We start from the raw sequence: 25,806 nt of genomic DNA on the forward strand, positions 1-25,806 counted from the left end.
GGCTGGTTTTGCATCATACGCCCTTGATCGGGGTCAAAAAGCCACCCGGCATACGCGTTAATACGTATCGCCGGCAACTTTTTTTCGCCTGCGGGCGCGTGGAATCAGACCCGTTCCAGCACCAGCGCGATGCCCTGGCCCACGCCGATGCACATGGTACAAAGCGCGTAGCGGCCGCCCGTGCGGTGCAGCTGGTTGACTGCCGTCATGGCCAGGCGCGCGCCCGACGCGCCCAGCGGGTGGCCCAGGGCGATCGCGCCGCCATTCGGGTTCACGCGCGGGTCGTCGTCAGGCAAGCCCAGCTGGCGCAGCACGGCCAGGCCTTGGGCGGCAAACGCTTCGTTCAGTTCGATGACGTCGAAGTCGGCCAGGGTCAAGCCCGTCATGGCCAGCACTTTCAGGGTGGCGGGCGCGGGGCCGATGCCCATGATGCGCGGCGCCACGCCAGCCGTCGCCATGGCCACGACACGGGCGCGCGGCGTCAGGCCAAAGCGGGCCGCGTTGGCTTCATCGGCCAGCAGCAGGGCCGCCGCGCCATCGTTGACGCCGGACGCGTTGCCGGCGGTAATCGTGCCGTCCGCGCGCACGACGGGTTTCAATTTGGCCAGGGTGTCGAGCGTGGTGGCGCGCGGATGCTCGTCACGGCTGACAACGACAGGATCGCCTTTCTTTTGCGCGATGCTGACGGGGCAGATTTCACTGTCGAACACGCCCGCCTGCTGCGCCGCCAGGGCTTTCACCTGGCTGGCCAGGGCAAACGCATCCTGGTCCGCGCGGCTGATGCCGAAGTCGACGGCCACGTTTTCCGCCGTTTCCGGCATCGAATCGACGCCGTACTCCGCCTTCATCAAGGGATTGATGAAGCGCCAGCCGATGGTCGTGTCTTCCATTTTCATGCCGCGTGCAAAGGCGCTGTCCGCCTTGCCCATGACAAACGGGGCGCGGCTCATGCTTTCCACGCCGCCGGCGATCAGCAAGCCCGCTTCGCCGCTCTTGATGAAGCGGGCGGCGCTGCCGATAGCGTCCAGGCCCGAGCCGCACAGGCGGTTCAGGGTGGCGCCCGGCACGCTGTCGGGCAAGCCGGCCAGCAAGGCGGCCATGCGCGCCACGTTGCGGTTATCCTCGCCCGCCTGGTTGGCGCAGCCGTACAGCACGTCGGTGACGGCATTCCAATCCACGTGCGGGTTGCGCGCCATCAAGGCACGGATGGGCACGGCGCCCAGGTCGTCGGCGCGCACGCCGGCGAGTCCGCCGCCATAGCGGCCAAAGGGCGTACGCTGGGCGTCGCAGATATATGCGTGGGTCATGTTCTTTCCTCCAAGAAAGTAGTTTGCGTATTGATGGTGACGTATTGATGGCGACGTATTGATGGTGAATTAACGTCCGTCCGTCAGCGGCACGGCCGTCAAGGCTTGCAGCTGCTCAAAACTCAAGCCGTCGACCAGTTCGACGACCGTGGCGCCGGCAGGCGACAGGTCGAGCACGGCCAGGTCGCTGTAGATGCGGCTGACGCAGGCGATGCCCGTCAGCGGATAGGTGCAGGCTTGCACCAGCTTGCTCTCGCCTCCCTTGGTCAGCAATTCCATCATGACCCAGGTTTTTTTCGCGCCGATGGCCAGGTCCATGGCCCCGCCCACGGCGGGAATGGCGTCGGGCGCACCCGTGTGCCAGTTGGCCAGGTCGCCCGTGGCGGACACCTGGAAAGCGCCCAGCACGCAGATGTCCAGGTGGCCGCCGCGCATCATGGCAAAGCTGTCGGCATGGTGAAAATAGCTGCCGCCCGCCAGCAGGGTAACGGGCTGCTTGCCCGCGTTGATCAGGTCGTAGTCTTCCTCGCCGGGCGCGGGCGCGGGGCCCATGCCGATGACGCCGTTTTCGCTGTGCAGGATGATGTCTGCGCCAGCCGGCAAGTGGTTCGCCACCAGGGTCGGCAAGCCGATGCCCAGGTTGACGACACTGCCTTCATGGATGTCGGCCGCCACGCGGGCCGCCATTTGATCTCGATTCCATTTATTCACTTGATACTCCTCAGGCAGCTTTGAAGCCAGCGGGGCCGGTGGCCGTGCGCGGCACTTGCACGATGCGCTGCACGAACAGGCCCGGCGTGATGACGTGCTCGGGATCGATGCTGCCCAACTCGGCAACTTCATGCACGGAAGCAATGCTGACTTTCGCGGCCATGGCCATGATCGGGCCGAAGTTGCGCGCCGTCTTGCGGTAGGTCAGGTTGCCCCAGCGGTCGCCCTGCTCCGCCTTGATCAGCGCGAAATCGGCGTGGATCGGTGACTCGAACACATACATGCGGCCATCGATCTCGCGCGTTTCCTTGCCTTTGGCCAAGTCCGTGCCATAGCCCGTGGGCGTGAAAAAGCCGCCGATGCCGGCGCCGGCGGCGCGGATGCGCTCGGCCAGGTTGCCCTGCGGCACCAGCTCCAGTTCCAGCTTGCCCGCACGGTACAGGGCATCGAAGACGTGGGAATCGGCCTGGCGGGGAAATGAGCAGATGATCTTGCGCACTTGCCCGTTTTTCAGCAGGGCAGCCAGGCCCGTATCGCCATTGCCCGCGTTATTGTTGACGATGACGAGGTCGCGCGCGCCCTGGGCGATCAAGCCGTCGATCAGCTCGGCCGGCTGGCCGGCGCCGCCAAAGCCGCCAATCATGACGGTGGCGCCATCGTGGATATCGGCCAGCGCATCAAGCACGCTGGAACGCAGTTTGTCGATCATTGCCTGCCTCCTCCAAATCAAAGCCATCTGTTATTTGTTCTCATAACGAACAAATATTCGTATTTAGAACTTATTCGTGAGAATATGCCTGATCGGGGCGCTTGTCAATTTGCCGTTTTCGCCAGCGCCATGGCTATAATTGCCACCTTGATCAATTGGAATTGCCATGACCGACCTCCGCAGCACGCCCCTTTCCGCCGCAGACACCCTTGACGCCGACGGCGCACCGCGTCCCGGCGACAGCTATGTGCAATCGTTCGCGCGGGGGCTGGCCGTGCTGCGCAGCTTTGGCGCGGACGCGCCGCAACAGACCCTGAGCGAAGTGGCGGAGCGGGCGCAGCTGACGCGCGCGGGCGCGCGGCGCATCCTGCACACCTTGCTGCATCTCGGTTATGTGGAAGCGGATGGACGGCTGTTCCGTTTGACGCCCAAGGTGCTGGACCTCGGCTACGCCTACCTGTCGTCCTTGCCCGTGTGGACGCAGGCGCAGCCGCTGCTGGAAGAATTGATGCAGACCTTGCGCCAGTCGTGCTCGGCCACCGTGCTCGACGGCGATGACATCGTGTATGTGGTGCGCCTGTCCGCGCACCGCACCATGTCAATCAACCTGGGCATCGGCAGCCGCCTGCCCGCCTACTGCACCTCGATGGGACGGGTTTTGCTGGCGGGCCTGGCGCCCGACGTGCTGCACGCACGGCTGTCGAAGATGGCACTGCTGAAAATCACGCCGGCGACCAAGGTCGATATCGACGTCTTGATGGAAGAGATTGCGCAAGTGCGGCGCCAGGGCTGGTGCCTGGTGCAGGAAGAGCTGGAACAGGGCTTGATCGCCCTGGCCGCGCCCGTGTTCGACCGGGCTGGCAAGGTGGTGGCGGCGATCAACGTCAGCGGCCAGACGGCGGGGCCGTCCGTTGCGCACCTGCTGGAACACAGCTTGCCGAAACTGCTCGAGACGGCCAGCCGGGTCAGCGCCCTGGTGCGGGTGCAGCAGTGATTATTTCTTAAACCTTATTTTTTAAACTTCAAGCACGGGTCCGCGCGCGGCTGCGCCGGCATCGTTTGCGTCAGGTCAAATGTGCCCTTGTAGCCGCTGCCGCCCTGCTCCAGGTAGCCGATGCTGCGCACGTTCAGCTGCGGGTCGGCCAGCTTCAGCCAGCGGGGCACGCCGATATCCTTGCGCACATGGGCATTGCCGGCGATCAGCACCACGTCGCGCGGCGCCTGGTCGCGGATCAGCTTGGCCATCCAGATATCGCGCGCCACCTGGGCGTTGACGACACCGTTGATCATCATGTCGGGCAGCATATTGCAGCGGGCCGCCTGGACTTCCTTCTGTTGCCCGTCCAGGATATCGGCCGGCACGGGCGCGGCCAGGTAAGTGGCCCCCATGGCGGGCGGCATGGACCACTGGATGCCGTCGCGCACGATACGCGACGCATCGGCCGGTGACAGGTTGCCGGCGACCAGGCTCAGCTGGTAGCTGATGACGAGGTCCAGCACGGGCCGGTACAAGCTCCAGTCCCAGCGCGGCTGTTCCATCACGCGGATGATGCAGTCGGGATCGGCGCAATCGCGCGCGGCGCGCGTCAGCAAATCCTGGTTTTCGCGGTCGAACTGCTCCATCACAATCACGGGACGCCAGCCGGCTGCCAGGCGGCGACGCAATTCTTCGACGCGCAGGCGCTGGCCTTGCGCATTGTCATGGACTTCGCCCAGCAGCAAGACTTGAGGATTAGGCAAGGTGTCGGCCACGGGCACGGGAGCGGGCGGCGCTTCCTTCTTCAGCAAGCTGCCGCAGGCGGCCAGCGCCAGCACACTGGACAGCAGGGCGGCGCGCGCGCCGGCGCGGAAAATCACGGTCTTCATGTAAGCAGTATCCAAAGTGGCGATGCGCCAGATTGTACCGTCTCAGACCGGCGCGGGCAGCTTGCGGCGCTCCAGCACTTCAAACAGGACCATGCCGGCCAGCATGGCGCCCACAAACAGCCACGCTTTCGGCTGGCCCGCCAGCAGGGATACGAGGGCGGGACCGGGACAAAAACCGGCGATGCCCCAGCCCACGCCAAAGGCCAGGCTGCCCAGCAGCAAGCGCCGGTCGATGCGCCGCGATGCCGGCAACTGCATGGGCTCGCCCAGCAGCGCCGTGCTGCGCCGGCGCGCCAGCCAGAAAGCCGGCAGGGCAACGCCGATGGCGCCGCCCATCACCAGCGCCAGTGACGGATCCCAGGCCCCGGCCAGGTCGAGGAAAGCGAGCACCTTGGCCGGATTGCCCATGCCGGAGACGATCAGGCCCAGGCCGAAGAGGAGGCCGCTCAACAGGGAAAGGATCAGCTTGCTCATAAGCTTGCTCACAGATGGCGCAACAGATACACGGTGAGGAATCCGGCCGCCATGAAGGCGATGGTGGCCGCCAGCGAACGCGGGGACAGGCGCGACAGGCCGCACACGCCGTGGCCGCTGGTGCAGCCGGCGCCATAGCGCACGCCCACGCCCACCAGCAAGCCCGCGACGATCAGGGCGGGCGTGCCCGCGTCGATCTGCACGGGCGGCAAGGCTTGCCACAATTGGTACAGCAGGGGCGTGCCGATCAGGCCGGCAAGAAAGGCGATGCGCCAACCCAGGTCGCCACTGCGCGGCCGCAGCAAGCCGCCGAGGATGCCGCTGATGCCGGCGATGCGCCCATTGAACAGAATCAGCAGGGCAGCCGCCAGGCCGATCAGCATGCCGCCGGCCAGCGAGGCCCACGGCGTGAAGTGCTGCCAGGCTATGCTCATGGCAGCGTTCAGTCCGCTTCGTCGTTGAAGGCGGGGCGCGGCGCGCAAAATTGCGCGTACAGCACTTGCAGCACGGCCAGCACGGGCGGGCTGGCGACGCGATAATAAATCTGCTTGCCATCGCGCCGCGTGGCCACCAGCATCTCTTCGCGCAGCACGCCCAGCTGCTGCGACAGGGTCGGCTGGCCGATGCCCACTTTTTGTTCGAGGTCGCTGACGCAATGCTCGCCCTGCGATAGCTGGCACAGCAGCATCAATCGGTCGGCATTGCCCATGGCCTTGAGCAGCGAGCTGGCTTTGTAGGCCGAGCCACGCATGGCGTCGAGGTTGTATGCGTGTTGCGGTGTTGCGACTGTCTCCATCTTGCCCTCCCACAGGCGGTCATATTGATCATCATGCGATAAACAATATACTAATCAATATACTGTTTTCCTGCTGGCGATTCGCACAAAAAAACAACAGTGTTTTTTGGCGATAGCGTGCTCATGCAAAGTGTGCGGCAACGATCATGTTTACGCTATCAAAATGACAAATATTCGTAATAAAGAGGAAATAAACGTATCAAAATTGTCACGATCTATGCTGTAATGGGAGAACAGCAGAAAAACCATGATACGCCCCCGTACAGGCGAATTATCCGTCCATGCGCAAGCCGGTTTCGGCTGCGCCGCGCGGTGAACAACAGGGAGAGCACGATGAGTATCTATCAGCCGTTATGCGTGGCCTTGCTGGCGCTGTCGGCCAGCACATGGAGCGTGGCGGCAGTCAGCGACACGGCGGCCGGCAAGCAGCAGGAAACCGGTGAACGCGTGGCGATCGATGAAAGCATCAGCTTGAATAATAATCCCGGCTGGGAAACGCCGGACTTGCCGTATGCACGCCTGCTTGCCAGCAGCGCGGCCGCGGCACCGCACTGGAGCACCAGTGGCGCGCACCATGTGGCCCTGGCGCCGGCCAGGCCCATGACGGCCGCGCCCGCACAGCAAGCCCACGTGCCGGCCCCCGTGCCTGAAGCGAGCATGTACTCGATGCTGCTGGTGGGATTGGGCCTGGTGGCCTTGAGCCTGCACGGCGAAAAACAGGAAAAATTCGATAACTGACGGCGCCAGCACTGGCAAGGCGCTGCTGAAAAACATTCCGCCTGGTGCGGAATGTTTTTTTATGGCGTCATCATTTGTCCAGCAGGCGGCAGACCCGTTCGATATTCCCCACCGGAATGCCCGACTTCAGGGCCCGCGCGATGCAGCCCGCCTTGTCCGGTCCCGAGGCGGAAATGAGCACGAAGGCCGTCACCACCACGCTGATGGCCACGAGCACGATCAAGACCCCCTTGACGATATCCCAGTTCATTGCGTCTCAACAATGTCATACGTAAAGTCGTAATAATGCTTGCCGTCCTCAATGCGGATGGCCAGGGTGCCGGTGAGCCCTTGCAACTGCTGCGTCCCCGTATCGGGCACCACCGTCACCGACAAGGCGGGCGCGCCGCGCGTCATGGTGCCGCTGTGCTGCAAATAAAAACTGCCATGGCGCCCGTCCAGGCTGCCTTCCACCCGCTCCAGCGCCACATAGCCTGCCGAACCGGCCACGCTGGCGCGCGCGCTGAGCATCTCGCCCTGCGCGCTGGCGTCGAGGGCGCCGTGGTAGCGCTTGTCGAGCGACAAGCGCCCCAGCCCCGATTGCGCGGCCGTGTCCGACAAGGTTTCCGGACTGAGCGTGACGTCGAAGGTACCTGTAATGAAAGGCATCAGTACTCCTTGGTGAGTGAGGATGTGGCTGCCGCTTCCGGCCCGTTCAGCAGCGCATGTAATTTTTGCATGGTGGCCCAGTTGCGCGAGGTGACGCCATCGCCCAGCAGCACGCCCAGGGCCGCCACCACCTTGCTGGCCAGCACACCATCGGGACACCAGGCATACGCGGCCCATCGCCCCAGCGCCAGCGCTTCCGGCTGCCACGGCTGCTGCAAGAGGGGCGCCAGACGCTGGACGTCGGCCGGATTGTTCAGCACCAGCACCAGCAGCCGGGCCGCATCGGCCGCCGGCGCCAGGGGGTTTTGTTCGATCAGTTCGGCAAACTGGCTGGCCGACAGCACCGTCACCCTGGCCGCCACGCCCAGTTTCAGCACCAGCGCTTCCTCGATGCGGGCAGCGGCGTCGGCCGGCGCGACCTTGCCCCCGTCATACACGACGTTGCCGCTGTTGAGCACGGTACGCACCTGCGCAAACCCCAGGTCGCCCAGCAGCTTGCGCAAGTCGGCCATGGCCACGCGTTTGGCGCGGCCCACATTGATCCCGCGCAACAGCGCCACCTGCTGACTGTTTTCCATCTGTGCCATGTATTGTCTCCTTGCCTATGCCTGGCCGGCAGGACCACTGGCGGCGCCTTCCGGCAATGGCGTCACCTTGGGCAGGCGCAGCAGGAACGTCGCACCCTGTCCCAGCGTGCTGCTGACCGTGATGGTGCCGCCAAATTGCTTGGCAATCAAGTTGAATACGATATTCAAGCCCAGGCCCGTGCCGCCCTGTCCGCGCCGCGTGGTGACAAACGGGTCGAACACGCGGTCGAGCATGTCGGGTGCGATGCCGCGGCCATCGTCGCGCACCTGCATGGCGATCCAGTCGTTATCGCCATGCACGCCGATATGGATATGGCCGTCCGTGTCCGCATCAAAGGCGTGCTCGACGCAGTTCAAGACCAGGTTGGTCAGCACCTGCGCCAGCGCGCCCGGATAGCTGTCGAGCATGATGCCGGGCGGGCAATCGATATCGATGCGGATGCGCGTCTTTTTCAGGGTCGGCTGCAGGCTCGAAATCACTTCACCGATATAGTCGCGCAATTCGAACAAGCGGCGCGCCTCGCTGACCTGGTCGACGGCGATCTGCTTGAAACTGTGGATCAGGTGCGCGGCGCGATAGGCATTGTTCATGATCAGCCGCGCGCTTTCGCCGGCCGTTTCCAGGTAGCGCACGATATCGGTCTTCTTCACGCTGCCGCCGGCCACCGCCGTGCTGATGGCATCGGTGGCTTCCTTCAGCACCGAGGCGCTGGTCAGCGCGATGCCGACCGGGGTGTTGATTTCATGCGCCACGCCGGCCACCAGGCTACCCAGAGAAGCCAGGCGTTCCGACTGCAGCAACGATTCCTGCGCGCGGCGCAGCTCGTCCATGGCCTGCGCCGTTGCCTGCTGCGAGCGGCGCGCCATGTCTTCCGCCTCGCGGCTGCCCTCGATGATGGACTTGAGCTTGCGCTGCACGGCATTGAAGCCGCGGATCACGTCGCCCAGCTCGTCGCGCCGGTTTTCCGGCAGCTCTTCGACATCGTCACTGCCGCGCGTGGCCAGATCGAACAAGCCGTCGCGCAACTGTTTCAAGGGCCCGAAGACGATGCGCAGGCTCAGCGCCAGGGCGCCCACCAAAATGATGTCAAGCAGCAACACTTCCAATACCTTGCGCCGCACTTCGCCGCGCAGGGCCGCATCGATCTGGGCGCGGCTGAAATTGACGATGACCTTGCCGACGATCACGGGCTTTCCGCCCGTGGCTGCGGCCACGGCGTCGCGGAACACCAGCGGCGCCTCGACGGGCGTGCCGCCCATGGCCACGTCGGCCGTCAGCGGCACCAGGGTGCCCGCCGCGTCGCGCACTTCGCCCGCGAACAGGCCGACGGAGGCGTCGTAGACGCGGATGCCGACCAGTTCCGGCGGCAGCATTTCGGCCGCGACGATGCTGTCGACCTTGGATTTATCGAGATCCCACAGGGCGGAAGGCAAACTCGTCTGCAAGCGCGTGAGCACGCCGCTGCGCAGGCGCGCGCTGCCCGATTCGAGTTCCTTGCTCAAGGTATATTGGGTATAGGTACCCGAAATGCCCAGCACCAGGGTGACGATCACGACAAAAAGCAGGGTCAGCCGGACTTGGATACTCACCATCAATCAACACTCCCCGGGCCAGGCCGGTCGCCGGCCCGCGGCGCGGGCGCAGATACGTCAGCGAACAACAGCCTGAATCAAATGTACGGTATGACATGCTTATTGGCAAGATTTACAGCAATACCGTTTTCCACCGGGCCTTGATACAGGTTGAGACATTGCGTCATGGCAATGGTAATATCCCGCAATCATCTAAGGAGTCGTCATGGCGGTCATGCATCAACATCTACCCCTGGAACAAGTTCGTCCTGGCATGGTCTTGTCGGATGTCTTGCTCGATGCGCATGGACAAGTGCTGTTGCCGCAAGGCGCGGTATTGACTGAAAACATGCTGGCCCTGATGCCGCGCCACAACATCGACATGCTGCCGATCCAGGCGCCGCCACCGTCGCCCGAAGAAATCGCCGCGCAACAGGCGGCCGACAGCGAACGGCTGGCCTACCTGTTCCGCAAGCATGACCCGGAGGATCCCCTGGACGCGGCCACCACCTTGCTGCGCAGCTATGTCACGGCGTACCGCCTGGGCACGGGAGAGGCCGCATGAGCACCCAGCTGACCCTCGACGATATCGTCGCCCACCTCGACGATTTGCCCTCGCTGCCCGCCGTCGTCATGGAACTGCTCAACAGCATCGACCAGGAAGACGTCGATATTTCCGTACTGGCCAAAAAAGTGTCGTACGACCAGGCACTGACGGCGAAAACCCTGCGCCTGGCCAACTCGTCGCAATACGGCTTGCAAGTGAAGGCCACCACCATCCAGCAGGCGATCACGTACCTGGGCTTCCAGACCACGCGCAGCCTGATCACGTCGGCCGCCATCACGGGCTGCTTCCCGGAAGGTCGCTGCCCCGGCTTCGACGACAAGGCCTTCTGGCGCCATTCGGTGGCGACAGCCGCCTGCGCCAAGGTGCTGGCGCGGCAGATCCGCTTCAACCAGGATTACGCCTTCACGGCCGGCTTGCTGCACAACATCGGCCGCCTGGTGCTGGTCAGCAGCTTTCCCGCGCACTACGCGCAAGTCATCGCGCACCAGGCGGCGCACGATTGCAGCCTGCTCGAAGCGGAGCAAACCGTGCTGGGCGTGGACCACGTGCAGGCCGGCGTGGCGCTGGCCGAACACTGGAATTTTTCCGATACCATGCGCCTGGCGCTGGCCAACTACCTGCAGCCGGAAACGCCGGGGGCAGGCTTCCTCGCATCGCTGATCCACGTGGCCAATGCGCTTGTTTGCGCGCTCGACCTGGCGCAGGCGGGCGACGACATGGTGCCGCGCGTCTCGCCGGTGGCCTGGGATGCGCTGGGCTTGGGCGAAGACACGTATCTGCAGCTGTTCCGCGAAACGGAGCTGCGCTACGATGAAATCACCTCGGCCTTGCTAAGCTGATTGCTTAAGCGAACTCGGCAGGCACAGCCGCAAACGCAAACGGCTCTCGCTGCGAGGCGAAAGCCGTTATAGGTACTGCGGTACGTCCTGCTGCCCGGTCCACGCCAGCCTGTTGCCGCCAGCAGCTACGCAAGCGGCACAGTCAGCGTACAACCACCACATCAGTGCGCGTAATTCGATTCTTGCGCATCGCCGCGGTCTTCCGCTTTTGGACGGCCCTGGGCGTCGGACAGACGATACTTGGTGCGGCGGTCGCCCATCAAGTCACGCAGGTCACGAATGCTCATGCCCGTCACTTCGTGCATGCGGATCAGCAGCGAGGCGCCGACCGGCAAGCGGTGGTGGCGGATCTTGCTGATGACCGGTGGCGCCACTTCAAGCAGACGCGACAGGGCTGCATCGTTTTTCAGCTGCATCTTGCTCAGCAGAATGTCCAGCAGGTGGTTCGGGTTGTAACTCTCTTGCGATGCTAATGCATGATGTGCCATGATTTTTCCTCGTCTGGTGAATGTAGAAAATAATGCCGATACGAACTTAAGGCTGGCTTAGAGTGTTCAAATAAACGTCTTCCATCGGATTCAGCCCTCCCTCCTTATCGCACTGCCTGTACAGGACTCGCACTGCCACGCCCAGCCAACGTACGCAACTTGCCGCGTGAATAAAGACACTCAAAGCACGTATGACTCGCCAAAAATGAATTGCATATAAGGCAATATACTAGCCCAAACACGCAGCATCTGCGCCTCGCGCAAACTTCCTGATTGTTAAATATCAATCAAGCTGCTGGTTGGCTTGGCAACGATGCTATTTCAACACATTAGGATGCCAGCGGGCGCACACAAGGCTTTGCAGCAACTTGTTACAAATCAATGGTGTCGCACGGCAATAAATGCTTTTGAGCACCACGACACATGGCGGCATATGCAGGCGGCAACCTTGTCGGCAAGGTAAGCACAACATGGCCCGCCCCGGCGTTTTACGCTAAACTATCGCCTGAACTTGCAGCGAGCCTGCCGCCGGGCAGCCAGAGGCGCCAGGCCGGTCATCCACCGCGCCCGCCCTGAGCGGCCCCCTACGCTGCAGCATCCCGCCCAGCCATCTTGTTTGCCGCCACATTTACCGATAAGCGCCCAACTCCATGCAGAAAAAAGTATTCATTAAAACCTTCGGCTGCCAGATGAACGAGTACGACTCGGACAAGATGGCCGACGTGCTGGGCGCCTCCGATGGCCTGGTGCGCACGGACACGCCGGAAGATGCCGATGTGATCCTGCTCAATACCTGCTCCGTGCGCGAAAAGGCGCAGGAAAAAGTGTTTTCCGACCTGGGACGTCTGCGCGACCTGAAGCTGGCCAAGCCGCACCTCTTGATCGGCGTGGGCGGCTGCGTGGCGTCGCAGGAAGGCGACGCCATCGTCAAGCGCGCGCCGTATGTCGACATGGTCTTCGGCCCGCAAACCCTGCACCGCCTGCCGCAGATGATCGAGTTGCGCCGCTCCAGCGGCGCCTCACAAGTGGACATCAGCTTCCCGGAAATCGAAAAATTCGACCACATGCCGCCGGCCAAGGTCGAGGGCGCTTCGGCGTTCGTCTCCATCATGGAAGGCTGCAGCAAATATTGCAGCTACTGCGTCGTGCCCTACACGCGCGGCGAGGAAGTGTCGCGCCGCTTCGAGGACGTGCTGACGGAAGTGGCGGGCCTGGCCGCCCAGGGCGTCAAGGAAATCACCCTGCTGGGCCAGAACGTGAACGCCTACCGCGGTGCGATGGAAGGCGGAGAGATCGCCGACTTCGCCCTGCTGCTCGAATACGTGGCCGACATCCCCGGCATCGAACGCATGCGCTTCGTCACCAGCCACCCGAAGGAATTCACGCAGCGCCTGATCGACGCCTATGCGAAGATCCCGCAACTGGTCGACCATTTGTATCTGCCGGCGCAGCACGGCTCCGACAAAATCCTCGGCGCCATGAAGCGCGGCTACACGGGCCTCGAATACAAGTCCATCATCCGCCGCATCCGCGCCGTGCGCCCGAACATGGCCATTTCGTCCGACTTCATCGTGGGATTTCCTGGCGAGACGCAGGCCGACTTCGACGCCATGATGAAGCTGATCGCGGACGTGGGCTTCGACAACAGTTACAGCTTCATCTTCAGCAAGCGCCCCGGCACGCCGGCCGCCAGCCTGGAAGACGATACGCCGCACGAAGTCAAGCTGGCACGGCTGCAGCAGCTGCAGGCGGCCATCGACGCCAACACGCGCAAATACAGCCTGGCCATGGTGGGCACGGTGCAAACCATCCTCGTCGAAGGCCGCTCCAAAAAGGATACAGACGATAGCGAACTGCAAGGCCGCACGGAAAACAACCGCGTGGTCAATTTCGACGCCGGTCCCGACGGCTTGCAATTGACCGGCCAGCTGGTCGACGTGCGCATCACCGAAAGCCATTCCTACACCCTGCGCGGCGAACTCGTCGCCAGCGCACCCGCATTGAAAAGAGCCAGTTGAAAACCAAAGCCCCGATACAGCCGCATTACTTCATCCCCGAGCCGCTGGACAACACGCGCCTGGCGCACCTGTGCGGCCCCCTCGATGAAAACCTGCGCCAGATTTCCGCCGCCCTCGACGTGACGATCTTCCGCCGCGGCGAGAAATTCATCGTCGGCGGCAGCAATGCCGAACGCGCCGTGGAAATCCTCGAGCAGTTCTACGCCATCGCCAACAAGGTCGTGCCGCTGGAGGAAGTGCAGCTGGCCCTGGTGGAACAGCGCGCGGGACTGTCCGCCGCCTCGGAACACCACGCCAACGCGCCCGCCAGCACCTTCATCGAGCCGGATATCGCCAGCCCCGTGCTTAAAACGCGGCGCTCCGACCTGCGCGGGCGCACGCCGCACCAGATCGCCTACCTGCGCGACATCCTCGAACACGACATCAGCTTCGGCGTGGGCCCCGCCGGCACGGGTAAAACCTATCTGGCCGTCGCCTGCGCCGTCGACGCGCTCGAACGCGACGCCGTCAAGCGCATCATTTTGACGCGCCCGGCCGTCGAAGCGGGCGAGCGCCTGGGCTTTTTGCCGGGAGACCTGGCGCAAAAGGTCGATCCGTATCTGCGTCCCCTGTACGATGCGCTGTATGATTTGCTGGGCTTTGACCGCACGCAAAAGCTGTTTGAAAAACAGGTGATCGAGATCGCCCCGCTGGCCTACATGCGCGGGCGCACCCTGAACCACGCGTTTGTCATCCTCGACGAGGCGCAAAACACCACCGTCGAACAGATGAAGATGTTTTTGACGCGCATCGGCTTCGGCAGCAAGGCCGTGGTGACGGGCGACGTCACGCAAGTCGACCTGCACAAGAGCCAGACGAGCGGCCTGATCGACGCCGTGCATGTGCTGAAAGACGTGCGCGGCATCGGCTTCACGCAATTTAACAGCACCGACGTGGTGCGCCACCCGCTCGTCGCGCGCATCGTCGACGCCTATGAAACGGCGCAGGCGGCCGGCGCCGACGCCGCCCAATTACTCCCCTTGTTGAAACCAGCTGCCGCCAAAAATGTCCGAAAAAAATAAACTGTCCCTGTCCGTGCAATACCCGGATGCCCGCCTGGAAACCCTGATCACGCGCCCGAAAGTGCGCCGCTGGGTCAAGGCGGCCCTGTTCGCCCCCGCCGAATTCACGATCCGCTTCGTCGACGCGGAAGAAGGCCGTACCCTGAACCGCGACTACCGCGAAAAGGATTACGCCACCAACGTGCTGACGTTCGCCTACAACGAAGGCGAAGAGTTGAATGACGACGAGCCGACGCGCGCCGACATCATCCTGTGCACCGACGTGCTGGAGAAGGAAGCGGCGGAGCAGAAGAAGAGCGTGGAAGAGCACACGGCCCATTTGATCGTGCATGGCGTGCTGCATGCGCAGGGTTACGACCACATGGATGACGAGGAAGCCACCGAGATGGAGGGTCTGGAAACGGACATCCTCGCGAAACTCGGCATTACCGACCCGTACAAGGAGTAAGAGCATGGGAACCTGGGCACTGGATGCCTTCGGCAACGACTACGCCATGGATTGGGCGCAGGACTTGCACGAATATAAAACCCTGGAACTGGTCGAGACGACGCTCGACAACGTCATCGACAGCCAGGAAGCGCAACTGGAGGCGCCGTTCGCCGCCGAAGCGCTGGCCGCGCTGGAAGTGATCGCGCGCCTGCTGGGCAAGCCGGGCGAGGACGACCCGGCCACCGCGGAAGTGGACGAATGGGTGGCCGCCTGCAAGAAGAAGGTCACGCCGCCGCTGCTGGAAAAAGCGCGCCTGGCCTTCGACAAGATCGGCGGGGAAGCGTCGGAACTGCGCCAGCTGTGGCAGGACAGCGAGCATTTCGCCGACTGGCAGGCCGACGTGGCGGCCCTGCGCGCGCGCGTGCTGGGCGCGGACGCCTGAAACGTCGGGCAACGGCGCACTTCAACATATTAAATTTGCATCAAAAGCGGGGAAATCCGGTATTCCCCCACTTTTGGTGTATCCTATATCCCTTCGCAACAACGGCTCACGCCTCCTATGCCCGAGCACCCTAGTGGCGTCAGAACTGACGTCAAGCCCCACCGGTCACTGTTTGAACGCCTGACCGCACTCATTTCCCCCGAGCCAGAGAACCGTGCAGAATTGCTCGAAGTTCTACACGATGCGCATGAACGCAAGCTGATCGACGCCGACGCCCTGTCGATGATCGAAGGCGTGTTTCAGGTATCGGATCTCTGCGCGCGCGACATCATGATTCCCCGTTCGCAAATGGATGTCATCGACATCAGCAAGCCGATCGAGGAATGGATGCCGGAAGTCCTGTCCACCGCCCACTCGCGCTTCCCCGCGATCGAAGGCGAGCGCGACAAGGTCATCGGCATCCTGCTGGCGAAAGACTTGCTGCGTTATTACGCAGAAGAAACTTTCGACGTCCGCGACATGCTGCGCCCCGCCATCTTCATCCCCGAATCGAAACGCCTGAATGTGCTGCTGCGCGATTTCCGCGCCAACCACAATCACATGGCCATCGTCGTCGATGAATACAGCGGCGTCGCCGGCCTGATCACCATCGAAGACGTGCTGGAACAGATCGTCGGCGATATCGAGGATGAATACGACTTCGACGAAGCCGAGGACAATATCCTGTCGCTCAAGGAAGGCCAGTTCGGCCCCCGCTGGCGCGTCAAGGCGCTGACCGAGATCGAGCAGTTCAACGAAGAAGTGGGCAGCCACCTGGTCGACGACGACGTCGATACCATCGGCGGCCTCGTGTCGAAGTATCTGGGCCGCATGGCGCACAAGGGCGATATTTTCGACCTGGGCAATTTGCGCTTCGAGGTGCTGCGCGCCGATGCGCGCCAGGTGCACGTGCTGCTGGTCGAGCGCCTGCCCAACGTGCCGGAACTGGAACTCTGACATGCGCGTGCTGTAAATGCGTTTCAGACGCGCTGACCCCAACGCCCCCGCCAAACCGCCCCGCAGCATAAGGGCGCGCATGCTGACTGCCGCCGTTGCCGGCGCCGTCGCCGTGCTGGCGTTCGCCCCTTTCGGCTACTGGCCCCTGCAGATCCTCAGCCTGGGCGTGCTGTTCTACCAGGTGCTGCGCGCGGCGAACGTCAAGGCCGGCGCGCTGATCGGCTGGGCCTACGGCTTCGGCTGGTGCGCGGCCGGCACGCACTGGCTGTATATCTCCATGCACCGCTATGGCGACATGGCCGCGCCGATCGCGGTCATCGCCGTGGCCCTGCTGGCCCTCCTGATGGCCATTTACGTGGCCCTGGCCATGGGCGCGGCCGCCTGGCTGCGCCAGCGCTGGGTGCTGTCCCTGCCCGCCATGACCTTGCTGGTGCTGCCCGCCACCTGGACGCTGTTCGAATGGACGCGCGGCTGGCTATTTACGGGTTTCCCGTGGCTGGCCACCGGTTACGCCCACAATGCCAGCCCGCTGGCCGGCTTTGCCCCCATCGTCGGCGCGTATGGCCTGGGCTGGCTGGCGGCGCTGTCGGCCGGCGCCCTGCTTTTGCTGACGCACCGCACGCGCTGGTTTGCGCTGGGCGGCGTCATCGCGCTGTACGCGGCAGGCATCGGCTTGCAGTACGTGGCGTGGACGCACCCGGTCGGACGCCCGATCACGGTGCGCCTGTTGCAGGGCAACGTGCCGCAGCAGCAGAAATTCGACCCCGGCTTCGTGCTGGGCGCCCTGCAAATGTACCAGAGCGCCATCACCAGCGCGCCGGCCGACCTGATCGCCACGCCGGAAACGGCCGTCACCGTGCTGCCGCACCAGCTGCCGCCCGGCTATCTGGACAGCCTGGCGGCTTATTCGCAGCAGACGGGCAGCACGATCCTGGTCGGCATGCCCGTGCTCGACGAGCAGCAGCGCTTCTACAATGCGGCGCTGGGGATCACGCCCAACGGCGCGCCGGGACCGTATTACCAGTACCGCAAGCACCATCTGGTGCCGTTCGGCGAATTCGTGCCGCCCGGCCTGCACTGGTTTGTCGCCATGATGGCCATCCCGCTGGGCGACATGGGCCGCGGCGCGGAAGTGCAGGCGCCGCTGCAGGTGCGCGACCAGCTGGTGCTGCCGAATATCTGCTACGAAGACTTGTTTGGCGAGGAAATCGCCGGCCAGCTGGCCAGCGCCCACCGCCATGGCAAGCAGTCGGCGTCCGTGCTGCTGAATATCTCGAACCTGGCCTGGTTCGGCGACTCGATCGCCATCCCGCAGCATTTGCAGATTTCGCAGATGCGCAGCCTGGAAACGGGCCGCCCGATGCTGCGCTCGACGAACACGGGCGCCACCGCCGTCATCGACGGCAAGGGCGCGGTGCAAAGCCTGCTGCCGCCGGAACAGCAAGCCACGCTGGCAGCCAAGGTGCAAGGCATGGGCGGCATGACGCCATACATTCTGTACGGCAACAAACTGGTGCTGGCCCTGGCCGCGCTGGCCCTGCTGGCGGCCTTCCTGCTGTCGCGCGCCGCCCGCCGTGGCCGCGCCGGGCAGCAATAAGCGGCCGATATTGCCCGAAGAGTCACAGTGGGCCCGTAAAAACCGCTAAAATTAGCAAAACCCCGGCCCGGACGCGCTTGACTGGCAGCGTCCGGGCTTCAAGCAAACCTTAACAGCGCGCAGTCTCCCGCGCGGCGAACTCATACGATGCTCACATTTCAACAAATTATCCTGACCTTGCAAACCTATTGGGACAAGCAAGGTTGCGCCCTGCTCCAGCCTTACGACATGGAAGTCGGCGCCGGCACCTTCCACACCGGCACCTTCCTGCGCGCGATCGGCCCGGAACCCTGGCGCGCCGCGTATGTGCAGCCGTCGCGCCGCCCGAAAGATGGCCGCTATGGCGAAAACCCGAACCGCATGCAGCACTACTACCAGTACCAGGTGGTGCTCAAACCTGCGCCGGAAAACATCCTCGACCTGTATCTGGGTTCGCTGGCCGCGCTGGGCCTGGACTTGAAGCAGAATGACGTGCGCTTCGTCGAAGACGACTGGGAAAGCCCGACCCTGGGCGCCTGGGGCCTGGGCTGGGAAGTCTGGCTGAACGGCATGGAAGTGACCCAATTTACCTACTTCCAGCAAGTGGGCGGCCTCGATTGCAAGCCCGTGCTGGGCGAGATCACCTACGGCATCGAACGCCTGGCCATGTATCTGCAAGGCGTGGAAAACGTGTATGACCTGGTGTGGACCGAGTGGGAAGAAAACGGAGTCACGAAGAAGCTGACCTACGGCGACGTCTTCCACCAGAACGAGGTGGAGCAATCGACCTACAACTTCGAGCACGCGAACACGGACCTGCTGTTCGAACAGTTCGGCAACTACGAAGCGGAAGCGAAGCGTTTGATCGAGCTGCAACTGACCCTGCCCGCCTACGAAAAGATCATGAAGGCCTCGCACAGCTTCAATATGCTCGACGCGCGCGGCGCCATCTCGGTGACGGAACGCGCCGCCTACATCGGCCGCGTGCGCACCCTGTCGCGCCTGGTGGCGCAAGCGTATTACGACTCGCGCGAGCGCCTCGGTTTCCCGATGCTGCCCGCCGCAGACCAACCCGCCGCCGCTTGATCGCCTAGCTCATACACCGCCGTACCAGACAAGAACACCATGAACCAAACACTGCTCATCGAACTGCTGACCGAAGAACTGCCGCCGAAAGCGCTGGCCAAACTGGGCGCCGCCTTCACGGCCGGCATCGTCAACGGCCTGAAAGCGCGCGACTTCCTGGAAGCCGACAGCGTCGCCACCAGCTACGCCTCGCCGCGCCGCCTGGCCGTCTCCATCACCAACGTGCGCGAAGTCTCGCCCGACAAATCAATCCGCGAAAAAGTCTTGCCCGTCTCCGTGGCGCTGGACGCGAACGGTAACGGCACGCCGCCGCTGGCCAAGAAACTGGCCGCACTGGGCTTCCCCGAGCTGACGGTGGCCGAGCTGGAACGCGCCGCCGACGGCAAGGCTGAAAGCTTCTTCTATACCTACACGGCGCCAGGCAGCCAGCTCGCCACCGGCGCGCAGGCGGCATTGACGGAATCTTGCGCCAAGCTGCCGATTCCAAAGCTGATGAGCTATCAGCGCCCGGACGGCACCACCGTGCAATTCGTGCGCCCGGCCCACAGCCTGATCGCCCTGCACGGCATTAATATCCTGCCCCTGACCCTGCTGGGCTTGACGGCCGGCCGCACCACCCTGGGCCACCGCTTCCTCACCGACGGCGAACCGATCACCATCGCGCACGCGGAAAACTATGCGCCTTCGCTGATACTCAACGCCAGCGTCATCGCCAGCAACGAGGAACGCAAGGAGCGCATCCGCGCCCAGTTGCTGGACAAGGCCGGCGCCGACCAGGTGCTGATGCCCGAAGCGCTGCTCGATGAAGTCACCGCCCTGGTCGAATGGCCGGTCGTGTATGAATGCCATTTCGAGGAAGAATTCCTGGCCGTGCCGCAGGAATGCCTGATCCTCACCATGCAGACGAACCAGAAATACTTCGCCCTGACGGACAGCGAAGGCAAGCTGCGCTCGCGCTTTTTGATCGTCTCGAACATCGAGACAGACACGCCCGAGCACATCATCGGCGGCAACGAGCGCGTCGTGCGCCCGCGCCTGTCCGACGCCAAGTTCTTCTTCGAGCAAGACAAGAAGAAGACCCTGGCAGCGCGTCTGCCGCTGCTGGCCAACGTGGTCTACCACAACAAGCTGGGCACGCAAGCGGCCCGCACAGAGCGCGTCAAGTCGCTGGCCGGCGCCATCGCCGCCAAGCTGCAATATGACGTGGCACTGGCCGAACGCGGCGCCCTGCTGGCCAAGGCCGATCTGCTGACCGATATGGTGGGCGAATTCCCCGAACTGCAAGGCATCATGGGCACGTATTACGCGCGCCATGACGGCGAACCAGAAGAGGTGGCGCTGGCCGCCTCCGAACACTACCAGCCGCGCTTTGCCGGCGACAGCCTGCCGACCACCGGCACCGGCACCGCCGTGGCCCTGGCCGACAAGCTCGAAACCCTGGTCGGCATCTGGGCCATCGGCCTGGCGCCGACGGGCGACAAGGATCCGTTCGCGCTGCGCCGCCACGCCCTGGGCGTGCTGCGCATGCTGCTGGAAAAGCGCTTGCCACTGTCGATCCAGGGCTTGCTGGCCGATGCCGCCGCGCAGTTCGCAACGGTGCCCGGCTTCAAGGATCCGGTCGCGGATGTCACCACCTTCATGCTGGACCGCCTGCGCGGCATCCTGCGCGAGCGCGGTTTCTCGCCAAATGAAATCGAAGCCGTCGTGGCGCAAAACCCGGACCGCCTGGACGACATCGTGCAGCGCCTGGAAGCCGTGCAGGCGTTTGCCGCACTGCCGGAAAGCGCCTCGCTGGCCGCCGCCAACAAGCGCATCACGAACATCCTGAAAAAGAACGAGGAAGCCGTCAGCCAGGTCGCCGCCGGTGGCGTGAACGTGGCGCTGCTGCAGGACGAAGCGGAGAAAAAACTGGCCGCCGCCGTTTCGCGCGTGCAGCCGGAAGTCGACGCGGCCTTTGCCAAGGGCGATTTCACCAGCACCCTGCAAACCCTGGCGCAGCTGCGCGACGATGTCGATGGCTTCTTCAATGACGTGATGGTGATGGCCGAGGATGTCGCCCTGCGCAACAACCGCCTGGCCTTGCTGTCGTCCTTGCACGGCATGATGAACCGCGTGGCCGACATTTCCAAGCTGGCGGCATAATGGGTACTCCGGCTCTGAAACTGATTATTCTCGACCGCGACGGCGTCATTAATCATGACTCGCCGGACTTCATCAAGTCGCCGGCAGAATGGCTGCCGATCCCCGGTTCGCTCGAAGCGATCGCCCGCCTGAACCAGGCTGGCTATCGCGTCGTCATCGCTTCGAACCAGTCGGGCATCGCGCGCGAATATTTCGACATGACGGTGCTGAACGCGATCCACCAGAAGATGCACACCCTGGCGCAGCAGGTAGGCGCCGATATCGACGCCATCTTCTTTTGCCCGCACGCGGGCGCGGACAATTGCGACTGCCGCAAGCCCAAGCCCGGCATGTTCCATGAGATCTCGCAGCGCTACAACACCAGCCTGAAAGGCGTGCCCACCGTCGGCGATTCGCTGCGCGACCTGCAGGCCGGCTTCATCAGCGGCTGCGTGCCCTACCTGGTATTGACGGGCAAGGGCGAAAAGACCAACGAAACGGGTGGCCTGCCGCCTGGCACCCAGGTCTTCCCCGACCTGGCCGCCGTCGTCAGCCACCTGCTCAAGGCGCCCGCCGCAGCGGCGCCCAGCGTGGCATTGAGTATCTAATCTTCGGAGAACCGCATTGCGTAATATTTCCCTGTTCCTGCGATCCCTGCTGTTCATGATCATCATGATTGTGGCCACCATCGTCTGGGCCTGCGTGTGCTTTTTTGCCGCGCCATTGAGCTACAACAAGCGCTATTGGGTCACCTCGCGCTGGAACGTGTTTATCCTGTGGTGTGCCAAGGTCATTTGCGGCATCCGCTATGAAGTCAAGGGCGCCGAGAACTTCCCCGACGCGCCGGCCATCGTGCTGTCGAAGCACCAGTCGGCATGGGAAACCATCTTTTTGCTTCCCAGCCTGCCACGCCCGCTCGTGTATGTGTTCAAGAAGGAGATTTTGTACATCCCGTTCTTCGGCTGGGCCATGGCGCTGCTGCGCATGATCCCCATCGACCGCAAGCAGGGCAAGCATGCGTTCAAGAGCGTGGTCGCGCATGGCAAGCGCCGTCTGGCCGATGGCCAATGGATTATCATGTTCCCTGAAGGCACGCGCATTCCTGTGGGCCAGACGGGCAAGTACAAGAGCGGCGGCACGCGTCTGGCCATCGCCACGGGCGCCGTGGTGGTGCCGATTGCACACAACTCAGGCGAGTGCTGGCCCAAGCAGTCATTCCTCAAACGCCCGGGACTGATCACCGTCTCGATAGGCAAACCGATTTCGCCGGAAGGGCAAACCCCGGACAGCATGATGCAACAGGTGGAAAATTGGATAGAATCAGAAATGCGCGTCATTTCGCCTCACGCCTACAACGCTGGCTAGACGGCATCAGCGCGGTCATCCAGGAGCCGACACTGCGCCAGCAGATGAAGACCATCAAGGTCGGCGACCAGCAACTGGATTTGTTCGCGCATGACGTCTCGACCAGCACGCCCCCGGCGGTGCGCCCCACGGCACCGCCAGCGCCGCCCGTGGCGCCACCGGTAGTGGCGCCCGCGCCCCCCATCATTCGTCCCGCCCCGCCTCCCCTGCCTTCCCCGCCACGCACCGCCGATGGCCCGCCGCTGCGCCAGCTGCAGCTGGGCAGCCACCTCGTCGAATTCGCCCTGCGCCGCTCCACGCGCCGTTCCATCGGCTTCATGATCGACGATAACGGCTTGCGCGTCACGGCGCCCAAGCGCGTCACCCTGGCCGAAATCGACAACGCCATCCGCGCCAAGCAAGGCTGGATCGTCTCGAAGCTACTGGAGCGGGGCGAGCGCAAGGTGCAGCGCCAGCAGCGCCCGCCCGTGGCCTGGGTCGATGGCGCCGTGCTGCCCTACCTCGGCGGCGAAATCACCTTGCGATTGCACCAGGCGCCGCGCCACCGCGCCAGCTTCCAGCGCGAGACGAATGAGCTGCACGTATGGGTCACGCCCACGGGCAGCGAACAGCAATTGAAGGAAAAAGTGAAGGGCTGGTTCCAGCATGAAGCGCGCCAGCTGTTCGAGGCGCGGCTAGACCTGTATGCGGACAAGCTGGGCGTGCGCTACGACTCATTGTCGCTATCGTCGGCCGGCACGCGCTGGGGCAGTTGCACCATCGAGCGCAAGATCCGCCTGAACTGGCGTTTGATCCACTTCGCCCTGCCGCTGATCGACTACGTGGTGGCGCACGAACTGTCGCACCTGCTGGAAATGAACCACAGCCCCCGCTTCTGGGCCACCGTGGAATCGATCTATCCCGATTACGACGGTGCCAAGCAGGCGCTGAGGAAGCGCTCGCAAGAGCTGCCAGTCCTGTTCGCGTAAACAACATTGTTGGCGTCGCCTGTCGGATTACGCGCAAGCGCTAATCCGACCTACCTCGATCACGGCAGTAGGTCGGATTAGGCCGCAGGCCGTAATCCGACAACATTGTTGGCCGTGCATCCATCACGGCAACAGGGGCTTGATGGCCGCTATCGTGCGTGGCGTGGCGCCCCGGTGCTGGTTGGCAAACGCCAGCGCTTTTTCTCCCATAGCCGCCAGGCGCGCGGGATCCTGCAACAGGGCCGACGCCTGCGCCATCAGCGCATCGGCGTCTGCCACCAGCGCGGCGCCGCCGGCGGCAATCGCCTGCTCGGTCACCAGCGCGAAATTGAAGGTGTGGGGACCGATCAGCACGGGCTTGCCCAGGGCTGCCGGCTCGATCAGGTTTTGCCCGCCCAGCGGCAGCAGGCTGCCACCGACGAAAGCGCAATCGCAGGCTGCATAGTACGCAAACATCTCGCCCATCGAGTCGCCCAGCAGCACCTGCGTGGCCGCCGCAACGGCATCGCCTTGCGCCAGGCCGGACCTGCGCTGCACGGCCAGGCCCTGCGCCGCGATCAGTTTTTCCACTTCGTCGAAGCGCTGCGGATGGCGCGGCACGACCAGCAACAGCGCGTCAGGTGGCAGGCTGGCGCGCGCCAGTGCTTCGAGGATCAGCTGCTCTTCCCCTTCGCGCGTGCTGGCGCACAGCAGCACGGGACGTGCGCCGATGGCTGCGCGCAGCGCCGCCCCCGTCGCCAGCGCCGCCTCGGGCACGACGACGTCGAACTTGATGCTGCCCGTGACGACCACGTCCCGCACGCCCAGCTGGCGCACGCGATCGGCGTCGTCCTGCGTCTGCGCCGCGACCAGGGTGATGCCGCGCGCCGCATCGGTGATGAGCTTACCCAGGCGCTGCGCCTTGCCCAGCGAGCGCTGCGACAATCGCGCATTGGCCAGCACCACCGGCACTTTGTAGCGATTGCATTGGTGGATCAGATTCGGCCACACTTCCGTCTCCATCAGGATGCAGATGCGCGGCGCGAAATGGCGGATGAAGCGGGCCGGCATGGCGCCCGTGTCGTACGGCAGATAGCTTTGCACGAGACGCGTGCCGTGTTTGGCGAACAGGGACTTGCCCGTGGCGCGCCCCGTCGGCGTCATGTGCGTGAGGACGATGCGGCAAGCGGGCCATGCGGCCAGCAGCGCATCGATCAGCGGCTCGGCCGCGCGCGTCTCGCCGACGGAAACGGCGTGCAGCCAGATGGTGTCCATGGCAGGGGCTGGCTGGCGCCCGTAAAAGCCCAGGCGCTCGCCCCAGTGCCGGCGGTAGCCGGGTTCCTGGCGTCCGCGCAGCCACAGCCGCGCCAGCACCAGTGGCAAGGCCAGCCACCAGGCAAGGGTATAAAGAAGTCGCATGATTGTTTGATGTTGAAGTCAGGCGGGAGGATAGTCGGCCAGCAGGCGCTGCGCCGCGGCCAGCACTTCCGGCACGCCGGGCGGCGCGCCCTTGTCGCCCAGGTTGATGATTTTCGGCGACCAGTTGCCTTCCGTTTTCCACAACGGGGAATCGGCATAGATTTCCACCGTCGGACGCACAAAGGCGGCGGCGATATGCGTCAGGCCCGTGTCGACGCCGATCACCAGCGCCGCATGGCGCGCCAGCAGGGTGGCGTCGCCCATCGACAGCTTAGGCAGCACGCGCGCATTCGGCAGGCCGGCCGCCACTTGTTCGGCTTCCGCCTTTTCCTTGAGCGAACCCCAGGGCAGCAGAATCGGCATGGGCGCGAGCGCCTGGCCCAGGGCGATCCAGTTTTCCGGCGCCCATTTCTTGGCGTCGCGCGCCGTGCCGTGGAAATACACGCAGTAAGGCGCCTCGCCCATCCAGTCCGGGCGCGGCTCGCTGCCTGATACTTCCGGCAAGCCGAAATCAGCCGGCGTGTCGACCGTGTAGCCGAGTGCCGCGGCGGCCACCAGGCGGCCGCGCGCTACCGCATGCGTGCGCGGGTCGAGCGGGATGCTTTTCGTGTGAAACAGGCGCGAGATGCCTTCATAGCCGGAACCTTCGCTGCCGTTGGCCAGGCCGACTTTCTGTCCGCCCGGCGCCAGGCGCGCGGCGCCCATGATGATGCCCGTCTTGAGCAGGCCCTGGGTATCGAACACATAATCGTAGCGCGTCTGCCGCAGGCTGCGGAAGAAGGCGGCGATTTCCGCGCGCGTCTCTTTCTTGCCCAGGCTCTTGCGCCAGCGCCGCAGCGCAAACGGGAAGATGGTAGCCACGCGCGGGTTCAGGCGCACCAGGCTGGTATAGCCCTCCTCGACCACCCAGTCGATGGTCGCGTTCGGGAAATGGCGGGCGATGTCCGCCACCATCGGCAAGTTATGCAGCACGTCGCCCAGCGAAGATACCCGCACGAGCAGGATTTTCAAGGGCGCCTGTGCGCCAGGTTGACCGGCCATG

The 25,806-nt window shown here is 63.9% G+C and carries 29 protein-coding genes; 15 read left to right on the forward strand and 14 right to left on the reverse strand.

All coding sequences use genetic code 11. The features are described 5' to 3' along the window. Positions 1-104 precede the first annotated feature (104 nt). The 3 genes from pcaF to JAB1_RS20060 all read right to left on the reverse strand — a co-directional run bounded on the left by pcaF (position 105) and on the right by JAB1_RS20060 (position 2,727). On the reverse strand, positions 105-1,307 hold the full coding sequence (gene pcaF, locus JAB1_RS20050) for a 3-oxoadipyl-CoA thiolase (RefSeq protein WP_070281523.1): 1,203 nt from the start codon (positions 1,305-1,307) through the stop codon (positions 105-107). A gap of 69 nt (positions 1,308-1,376) precedes the next feature. Further along, a complete protein-coding gene (locus JAB1_RS20055; RefSeq protein WP_071653381.1) occupies positions 1,377-2,018 on the reverse strand; it encodes a 3-oxoacid CoA-transferase subunit B in 642 nt (213 codons plus the stop codon). 10 nt (positions 2,019-2,028) lie between these two features. Beyond that, positions 2,029-2,727: a 3-oxoacid CoA-transferase subunit A gene (locus JAB1_RS20060; RefSeq protein WP_070281525.1), complete on the reverse strand. Its 699-nt coding sequence runs from the start codon at positions 2,725-2,727 to the stop codon at positions 2,029-2,031. Between the two features lie 166 nt (positions 2,728-2,893). Here JAB1_RS20060 and JAB1_RS20065 point away from each other — a divergent pair, with 166 nt between their 5' ends. Further along, positions 2,894-3,721, forward strand: a complete 828-nt coding sequence (locus JAB1_RS20065; protein WP_034780095.1) for an IclR family transcriptional regulator C-terminal domain-containing protein — start codon at positions 2,894-2,896, stop codon at positions 3,719-3,721. 14 nt (positions 3,722-3,735) lie between these two features. Here the strand turns inward: JAB1_RS20065 and JAB1_RS20070 are convergent, their stop codons facing one another. The 4 genes from JAB1_RS20070 to JAB1_RS20085 are packed head-to-tail and all read right to left on the reverse strand — an operon-like array spanning position 3,736 to position 5,863. After that, on the reverse strand, positions 3,736-4,593 hold the full coding sequence (locus JAB1_RS20070) for a ChaN family lipoprotein (RefSeq protein WP_070281526.1): 858 nt from the start codon (positions 4,591-4,593) through the stop codon (positions 3,736-3,738). Between the two features lie 42 nt (positions 4,594-4,635). Then, entirely contained in the window at positions 4,636-5,067 is a 432-nt protein-coding gene (locus tag JAB1_RS20075) for a YeeE/YedE family protein (RefSeq protein WP_070257440.1), read from the reverse strand. Between the two features lie 8 nt (positions 5,068-5,075). Continuing rightward, positions 5,076-5,501, reverse strand: a complete 426-nt coding sequence (locus tag JAB1_RS20080) for a YeeE/YedE family protein (RefSeq protein ID WP_034780106.1) — start codon at positions 5,499-5,501, stop codon at positions 5,076-5,078. Positions 5,502-5,509: 8 nt separating this feature from the next. Continuing rightward, positions 5,510-5,863, reverse strand: coding sequence for a metalloregulator ArsR/SmtB family transcription factor (locus JAB1_RS20085; RefSeq protein ID WP_034780109.1), 354 nt, complete (start codon positions 5,861-5,863; stop codon positions 5,510-5,512). 333 nt (positions 5,864-6,196) lie between these two features. Between JAB1_RS20085 and JAB1_RS20090 the strand changes: the two genes are divergently transcribed. Further along, a complete protein-coding gene (locus JAB1_RS20090; RefSeq protein ID WP_139144615.1) occupies positions 6,197-6,601 on the forward strand; it encodes a PEP-CTERM sorting domain-containing protein in 405 nt (134 codons plus the stop codon). A gap of 70 nt (positions 6,602-6,671) precedes the next feature. Here the strand turns inward: JAB1_RS20090 and JAB1_RS20095 are convergent, their stop codons facing one another. Genes JAB1_RS20095 through JAB1_RS20110 form a run of 4 tightly spaced genes read right to left on the reverse strand, consistent with a single transcriptional unit; the run spans position 6,672 to position 9,429 of the window. Then, complete coding sequence (locus JAB1_RS20095; protein ID WP_034746783.1) at positions 6,672-6,851, reverse strand: hypothetical protein; 180 nt, start codon at positions 6,849-6,851, stop codon at positions 6,672-6,674. Then, a complete protein-coding gene (locus JAB1_RS20100) occupies positions 6,848-7,249 on the reverse strand; it encodes a DUF3224 domain-containing protein (RefSeq protein ID WP_070281528.1) in 402 nt (133 codons plus the stop codon). Before JAB1_RS20100 ends, JAB1_RS20095 begins: the two co-directional genes overlap by 4 nt. Further along, positions 7,249-7,836 (reverse strand): DUF1697 domain-containing protein, encoded by a 588-nt coding sequence (locus JAB1_RS20105; RefSeq protein WP_083299830.1) that lies wholly within the window; start codon positions 7,834-7,836, stop codon positions 7,249-7,251. Before JAB1_RS20105 ends, JAB1_RS20100 begins: the two co-directional genes overlap by 1 nt. Positions 7,837-7,851: 15 nt before the next feature. Further along, positions 7,852-9,429 (reverse strand): HAMP domain-containing sensor histidine kinase, encoded by a 1,578-nt coding sequence (locus JAB1_RS20110; protein ID WP_070281529.1) that lies wholly within the window; start codon positions 9,427-9,429, stop codon positions 7,852-7,854. A gap of 205 nt (positions 9,430-9,634) precedes the next feature. Here JAB1_RS20110 and JAB1_RS20115 point away from each other — a divergent pair, with 205 nt between their 5' ends. Further along, the gene (locus JAB1_RS20115) at positions 9,635-9,973 is read left to right on the forward strand and encodes a hypothetical protein (RefSeq protein ID WP_070257435.1); all 339 of its coding nucleotides are present in this window, start codon (positions 9,635-9,637) and stop codon (positions 9,971-9,973) included. After that, a complete protein-coding gene (locus JAB1_RS20120; RefSeq protein WP_070257434.1) occupies positions 9,970-10,815 on the forward strand; it encodes an HDOD domain-containing protein in 846 nt (281 codons plus the stop codon). The genes JAB1_RS20115 and JAB1_RS20120 overlap by 4 nt, the downstream gene beginning before the upstream one ends. A gap of 161 nt (positions 10,816-10,976) precedes the next feature. Here the strand turns inward: JAB1_RS20120 and JAB1_RS20125 are convergent, their stop codons facing one another. Then, positions 10,977-11,303 carry a hypothetical protein gene (locus JAB1_RS20125; protein ID WP_034746769.1) on the reverse strand — a complete coding sequence of 109 codons (327 nt, stop codon included), beginning with the start codon at positions 11,301-11,303 and terminating at the stop codon, positions 10,977-10,979. Positions 11,304-11,953: 650 nt separating this feature from the next. On the opposite strand from JAB1_RS20125, the gene miaB reads away from it, so the two are divergent. From miaB to JAB1_RS20180, 11 genes are all read left to right on the forward strand, one after another. After that, positions 11,954-13,321: a tRNA (N6-isopentenyl adenosine(37)-C2)-methylthiotransferase MiaB gene (gene miaB / locus JAB1_RS20130; RefSeq protein ID WP_070281530.1), complete on the forward strand. Its 1,368-nt coding sequence runs from the start codon at positions 11,954-11,956 to the stop codon at positions 13,319-13,321. Continuing rightward, a complete protein-coding gene (locus JAB1_RS20135) occupies positions 13,318-14,382 on the forward strand; it encodes a PhoH family protein (RefSeq protein ID WP_070281531.1) in 1,065 nt (354 codons plus the stop codon). Before miaB ends, JAB1_RS20135 begins: the two co-directional genes overlap by 4 nt. Beyond that, positions 14,366-14,830 (forward strand): rRNA maturation RNase YbeY, encoded by a 465-nt coding sequence (ybeY, locus tag JAB1_RS20140; RefSeq protein ID WP_034780171.1) that lies wholly within the window; start codon positions 14,366-14,368, stop codon positions 14,828-14,830. Before JAB1_RS20135 ends, ybeY begins: the two co-directional genes overlap by 17 nt. A 4-nt stretch (positions 14,831-14,834) precedes the next feature. After that, positions 14,835-15,254, forward strand: a complete 420-nt coding sequence (locus JAB1_RS20145) for a DUF4259 domain-containing protein (protein ID WP_034780174.1) — start codon at positions 14,835-14,837, stop codon at positions 15,252-15,254. Positions 15,255-15,371: 117 nt separating this feature from the next. Then, positions 15,372-16,250, forward strand: a complete 879-nt coding sequence (locus JAB1_RS20150) for a transporter associated domain-containing protein (protein WP_034746750.1) — start codon at positions 15,372-15,374, stop codon at positions 16,248-16,250. Positions 16,251-16,329: 79 nt separating this feature from the next. Then, complete coding sequence (lnt, locus tag JAB1_RS20155; protein WP_139144616.1) at positions 16,330-17,847, forward strand: apolipoprotein N-acyltransferase; 1,518 nt, start codon at positions 16,330-16,332, stop codon at positions 17,845-17,847. A gap of 147 nt (positions 17,848-17,994) precedes the next feature. Continuing rightward, entirely contained in the window at positions 17,995-18,912 is a 918-nt protein-coding gene (glyQ, locus tag JAB1_RS20160) for a glycine--tRNA ligase subunit alpha (protein WP_034780177.1), read from the forward strand. Between the two features lie 39 nt (positions 18,913-18,951). Next, on the forward strand, positions 18,952-21,054 hold the full coding sequence (glyS, locus tag JAB1_RS20165) for a glycine--tRNA ligase subunit beta (RefSeq protein WP_070281533.1): 2,103 nt from the start codon (positions 18,952-18,954) through the stop codon (positions 21,052-21,054). After that, a complete protein-coding gene (gene gmhB / locus JAB1_RS20170) occupies positions 21,054-21,641 on the forward strand; it encodes a D-glycero-beta-D-manno-heptose 1,7-bisphosphate 7-phosphatase (protein ID WP_052139990.1) in 588 nt (195 codons plus the stop codon). Before glyS ends, gmhB begins: the two co-directional genes overlap by 1 nt. Positions 21,642-21,657: 16 nt before the next feature. Next, positions 21,658-22,398, forward strand: coding sequence for a lysophospholipid acyltransferase family protein (locus JAB1_RS20175; RefSeq protein WP_034780186.1), 741 nt, complete (start codon positions 21,658-21,660; stop codon positions 22,396-22,398). A 44-nt stretch (positions 22,399-22,442) separates the two neighbouring features. After that, positions 22,443-23,366: a SprT family zinc-dependent metalloprotease gene (locus JAB1_RS20180; protein WP_070281534.1), complete on the forward strand. Its 924-nt coding sequence runs from the start codon at positions 22,443-22,445 to the stop codon at positions 23,364-23,366. 123 nt (positions 23,367-23,489) lie between these two features. Here JAB1_RS20180 and waaA read toward each other — a convergent pair whose 3' ends face one another. Together waaA and waaC are read right to left on the reverse strand one after the other, a co-directional pair. Beyond that, entirely contained in the window at positions 23,490-24,764 is a 1,275-nt protein-coding gene (gene waaA, locus JAB1_RS20185) for a lipid IV(A) 3-deoxy-D-manno-octulosonic acid transferase (protein ID WP_070281535.1), read from the reverse strand. 18 nt (positions 24,765-24,782) lie between these two features. Then, entirely contained in the window at positions 24,783-25,805 is a 1,023-nt protein-coding gene (gene waaC, locus JAB1_RS20190) for a lipopolysaccharide heptosyltransferase I (RefSeq protein ID WP_070281536.1), read from the reverse strand. Between the last annotated feature and the right edge of the window lies 1 nt (position 25,806).

It is taken from the genome of Janthinobacterium sp. MP5059B, from assembly GCF_001758645.1.
Classification (GTDB): Bacteria; Pseudomonadota; Gammaproteobacteria; order Burkholderiales; family Burkholderiaceae_D; genus Janthinobacterium; species Janthinobacterium lividum.

Coding starts and splice junctions, on each gene's coding strand:
- JAB1_RS20085 (WP_034780109.1), bottom strand. CDS start 5,863: ATGGAGACAGTCGCAACACCGCAACACGCATACAACCTCGACGCCATG.
- lnt (WP_139144616.1), top strand. CDS start 16,330: ATGCTGACTGCCGCCGTTGCCGGCGCCGTCGCCGTGCTGGCGTTCGCC.
- JAB1_RS20180 (WP_070281534.1), top strand. CDS start 22,443: ATGAAGACCATCAAGGTCGGCGACCAGCAACTGGATTTGTTCGCGCAT.
- pcaF (WP_070281523.1), bottom strand. CDS start 1,307: ATGACCCACGCATATATCTGCGACGCCCAGCGTACGCCCTTTGGCCGC.
- JAB1_RS20075 (WP_070257440.1), bottom strand. CDS start 5,067: ATGAGCAAGCTGATCCTTTCCCTGTTGAGCGGCCTCCTCTTCGGCCTG.
- JAB1_RS20110 (WP_070281529.1), bottom strand. CDS start 9,429: ATGGTGAGTATCCAAGTCCGGCTGACCCTGCTTTTTGTCGTGATCGTC.
- JAB1_RS20060 (WP_070281525.1), bottom strand. CDS start 2,727: ATGATCGACAAACTGCGTTCCAGCGTGCTTGATGCGCTGGCCGATATC.
- waaA (WP_070281535.1), bottom strand. CDS start 24,764: ATGCGACTTCTTTATACCCTTGCCTGGTGGCTGGCCTTGCCACTGGTG.
- JAB1_RS20090 (WP_139144615.1), top strand. CDS start 6,197: ATGAGTATCTATCAGCCGTTATGCGTGGCCTTGCTGGCGCTGTCGGCC.
- miaB (WP_070281530.1), top strand. CDS start 11,954: ATGCAGAAAAAAGTATTCATTAAAACCTTCGGCTGCCAGATGAACGAG.
- glyS (WP_070281533.1), top strand. CDS start 18,952: ATGAACCAAACACTGCTCATCGAACTGCTGACCGAAGAACTGCCGCCG.
- glyQ (WP_034780177.1), top strand. CDS start 17,995: ATGCTCACATTTCAACAAATTATCCTGACCTTGCAAACCTATTGGGAC.
- gmhB (WP_052139990.1), top strand. CDS start 21,054: ATGGGTACTCCGGCTCTGAAACTGATTATTCTCGACCGCGACGGCGTC.
- JAB1_RS20115 (WP_070257435.1), top strand. CDS start 9,635: ATGGCGGTCATGCATCAACATCTACCCCTGGAACAAGTTCGTCCTGGC.
- JAB1_RS20120 (WP_070257434.1), top strand. CDS start 9,970: ATGAGCACCCAGCTGACCCTCGACGATATCGTCGCCCACCTCGACGAT.
- JAB1_RS20070 (WP_070281526.1), bottom strand. CDS start 4,593: ATGAAGACCGTGATTTTCCGCGCCGGCGCGCGCGCCGCCCTGCTGTCC.
- JAB1_RS20100 (WP_070281528.1), bottom strand. CDS start 7,249: ATGCCTTTCATTACAGGTACCTTCGACGTCACGCTCAGTCCGGAAACC.
- JAB1_RS20080 (WP_034780106.1), bottom strand. CDS start 5,501: ATGAGCATAGCCTGGCAGCACTTCACGCCGTGGGCCTCGCTGGCCGGC.
- JAB1_RS20095 (WP_034746783.1), bottom strand. CDS start 6,851: ATGAACTGGGATATCGTCAAGGGGGTCTTGATCGTGCTCGTGGCCATC.
- JAB1_RS20105 (WP_083299830.1), bottom strand. CDS start 7,836: ATGGCACAGATGGAAAACAGTCAGCAGGTGGCGCTGTTGCGCGGGATC.
- JAB1_RS20125 (WP_034746769.1), bottom strand. CDS start 11,303: ATGGCACATCATGCATTAGCATCGCAAGAGAGTTACAACCCGAACCAC.
- JAB1_RS20065 (WP_034780095.1), top strand. CDS start 2,894: ATGACCGACCTCCGCAGCACGCCCCTTTCCGCCGCAGACACCCTTGAC.
- waaC (WP_070281536.1), bottom strand. CDS start 25,805: ATGGCCGGTCAACCTGGCGCACAGGCGCCCTTGAAAATCCTGCTCGTG.
- ybeY (WP_034780171.1), top strand. CDS start 14,366: ATGTCCGAAAAAAATAAACTGTCCCTGTCCGTGCAATACCCGGATGCC.
- JAB1_RS20150 (WP_034746750.1), top strand. CDS start 15,372: ATGCCCGAGCACCCTAGTGGCGTCAGAACTGACGTCAAGCCCCACCGG.
- JAB1_RS20145 (WP_034780174.1), top strand. CDS start 14,835: ATGGGAACCTGGGCACTGGATGCCTTCGGCAACGACTACGCCATGGAT.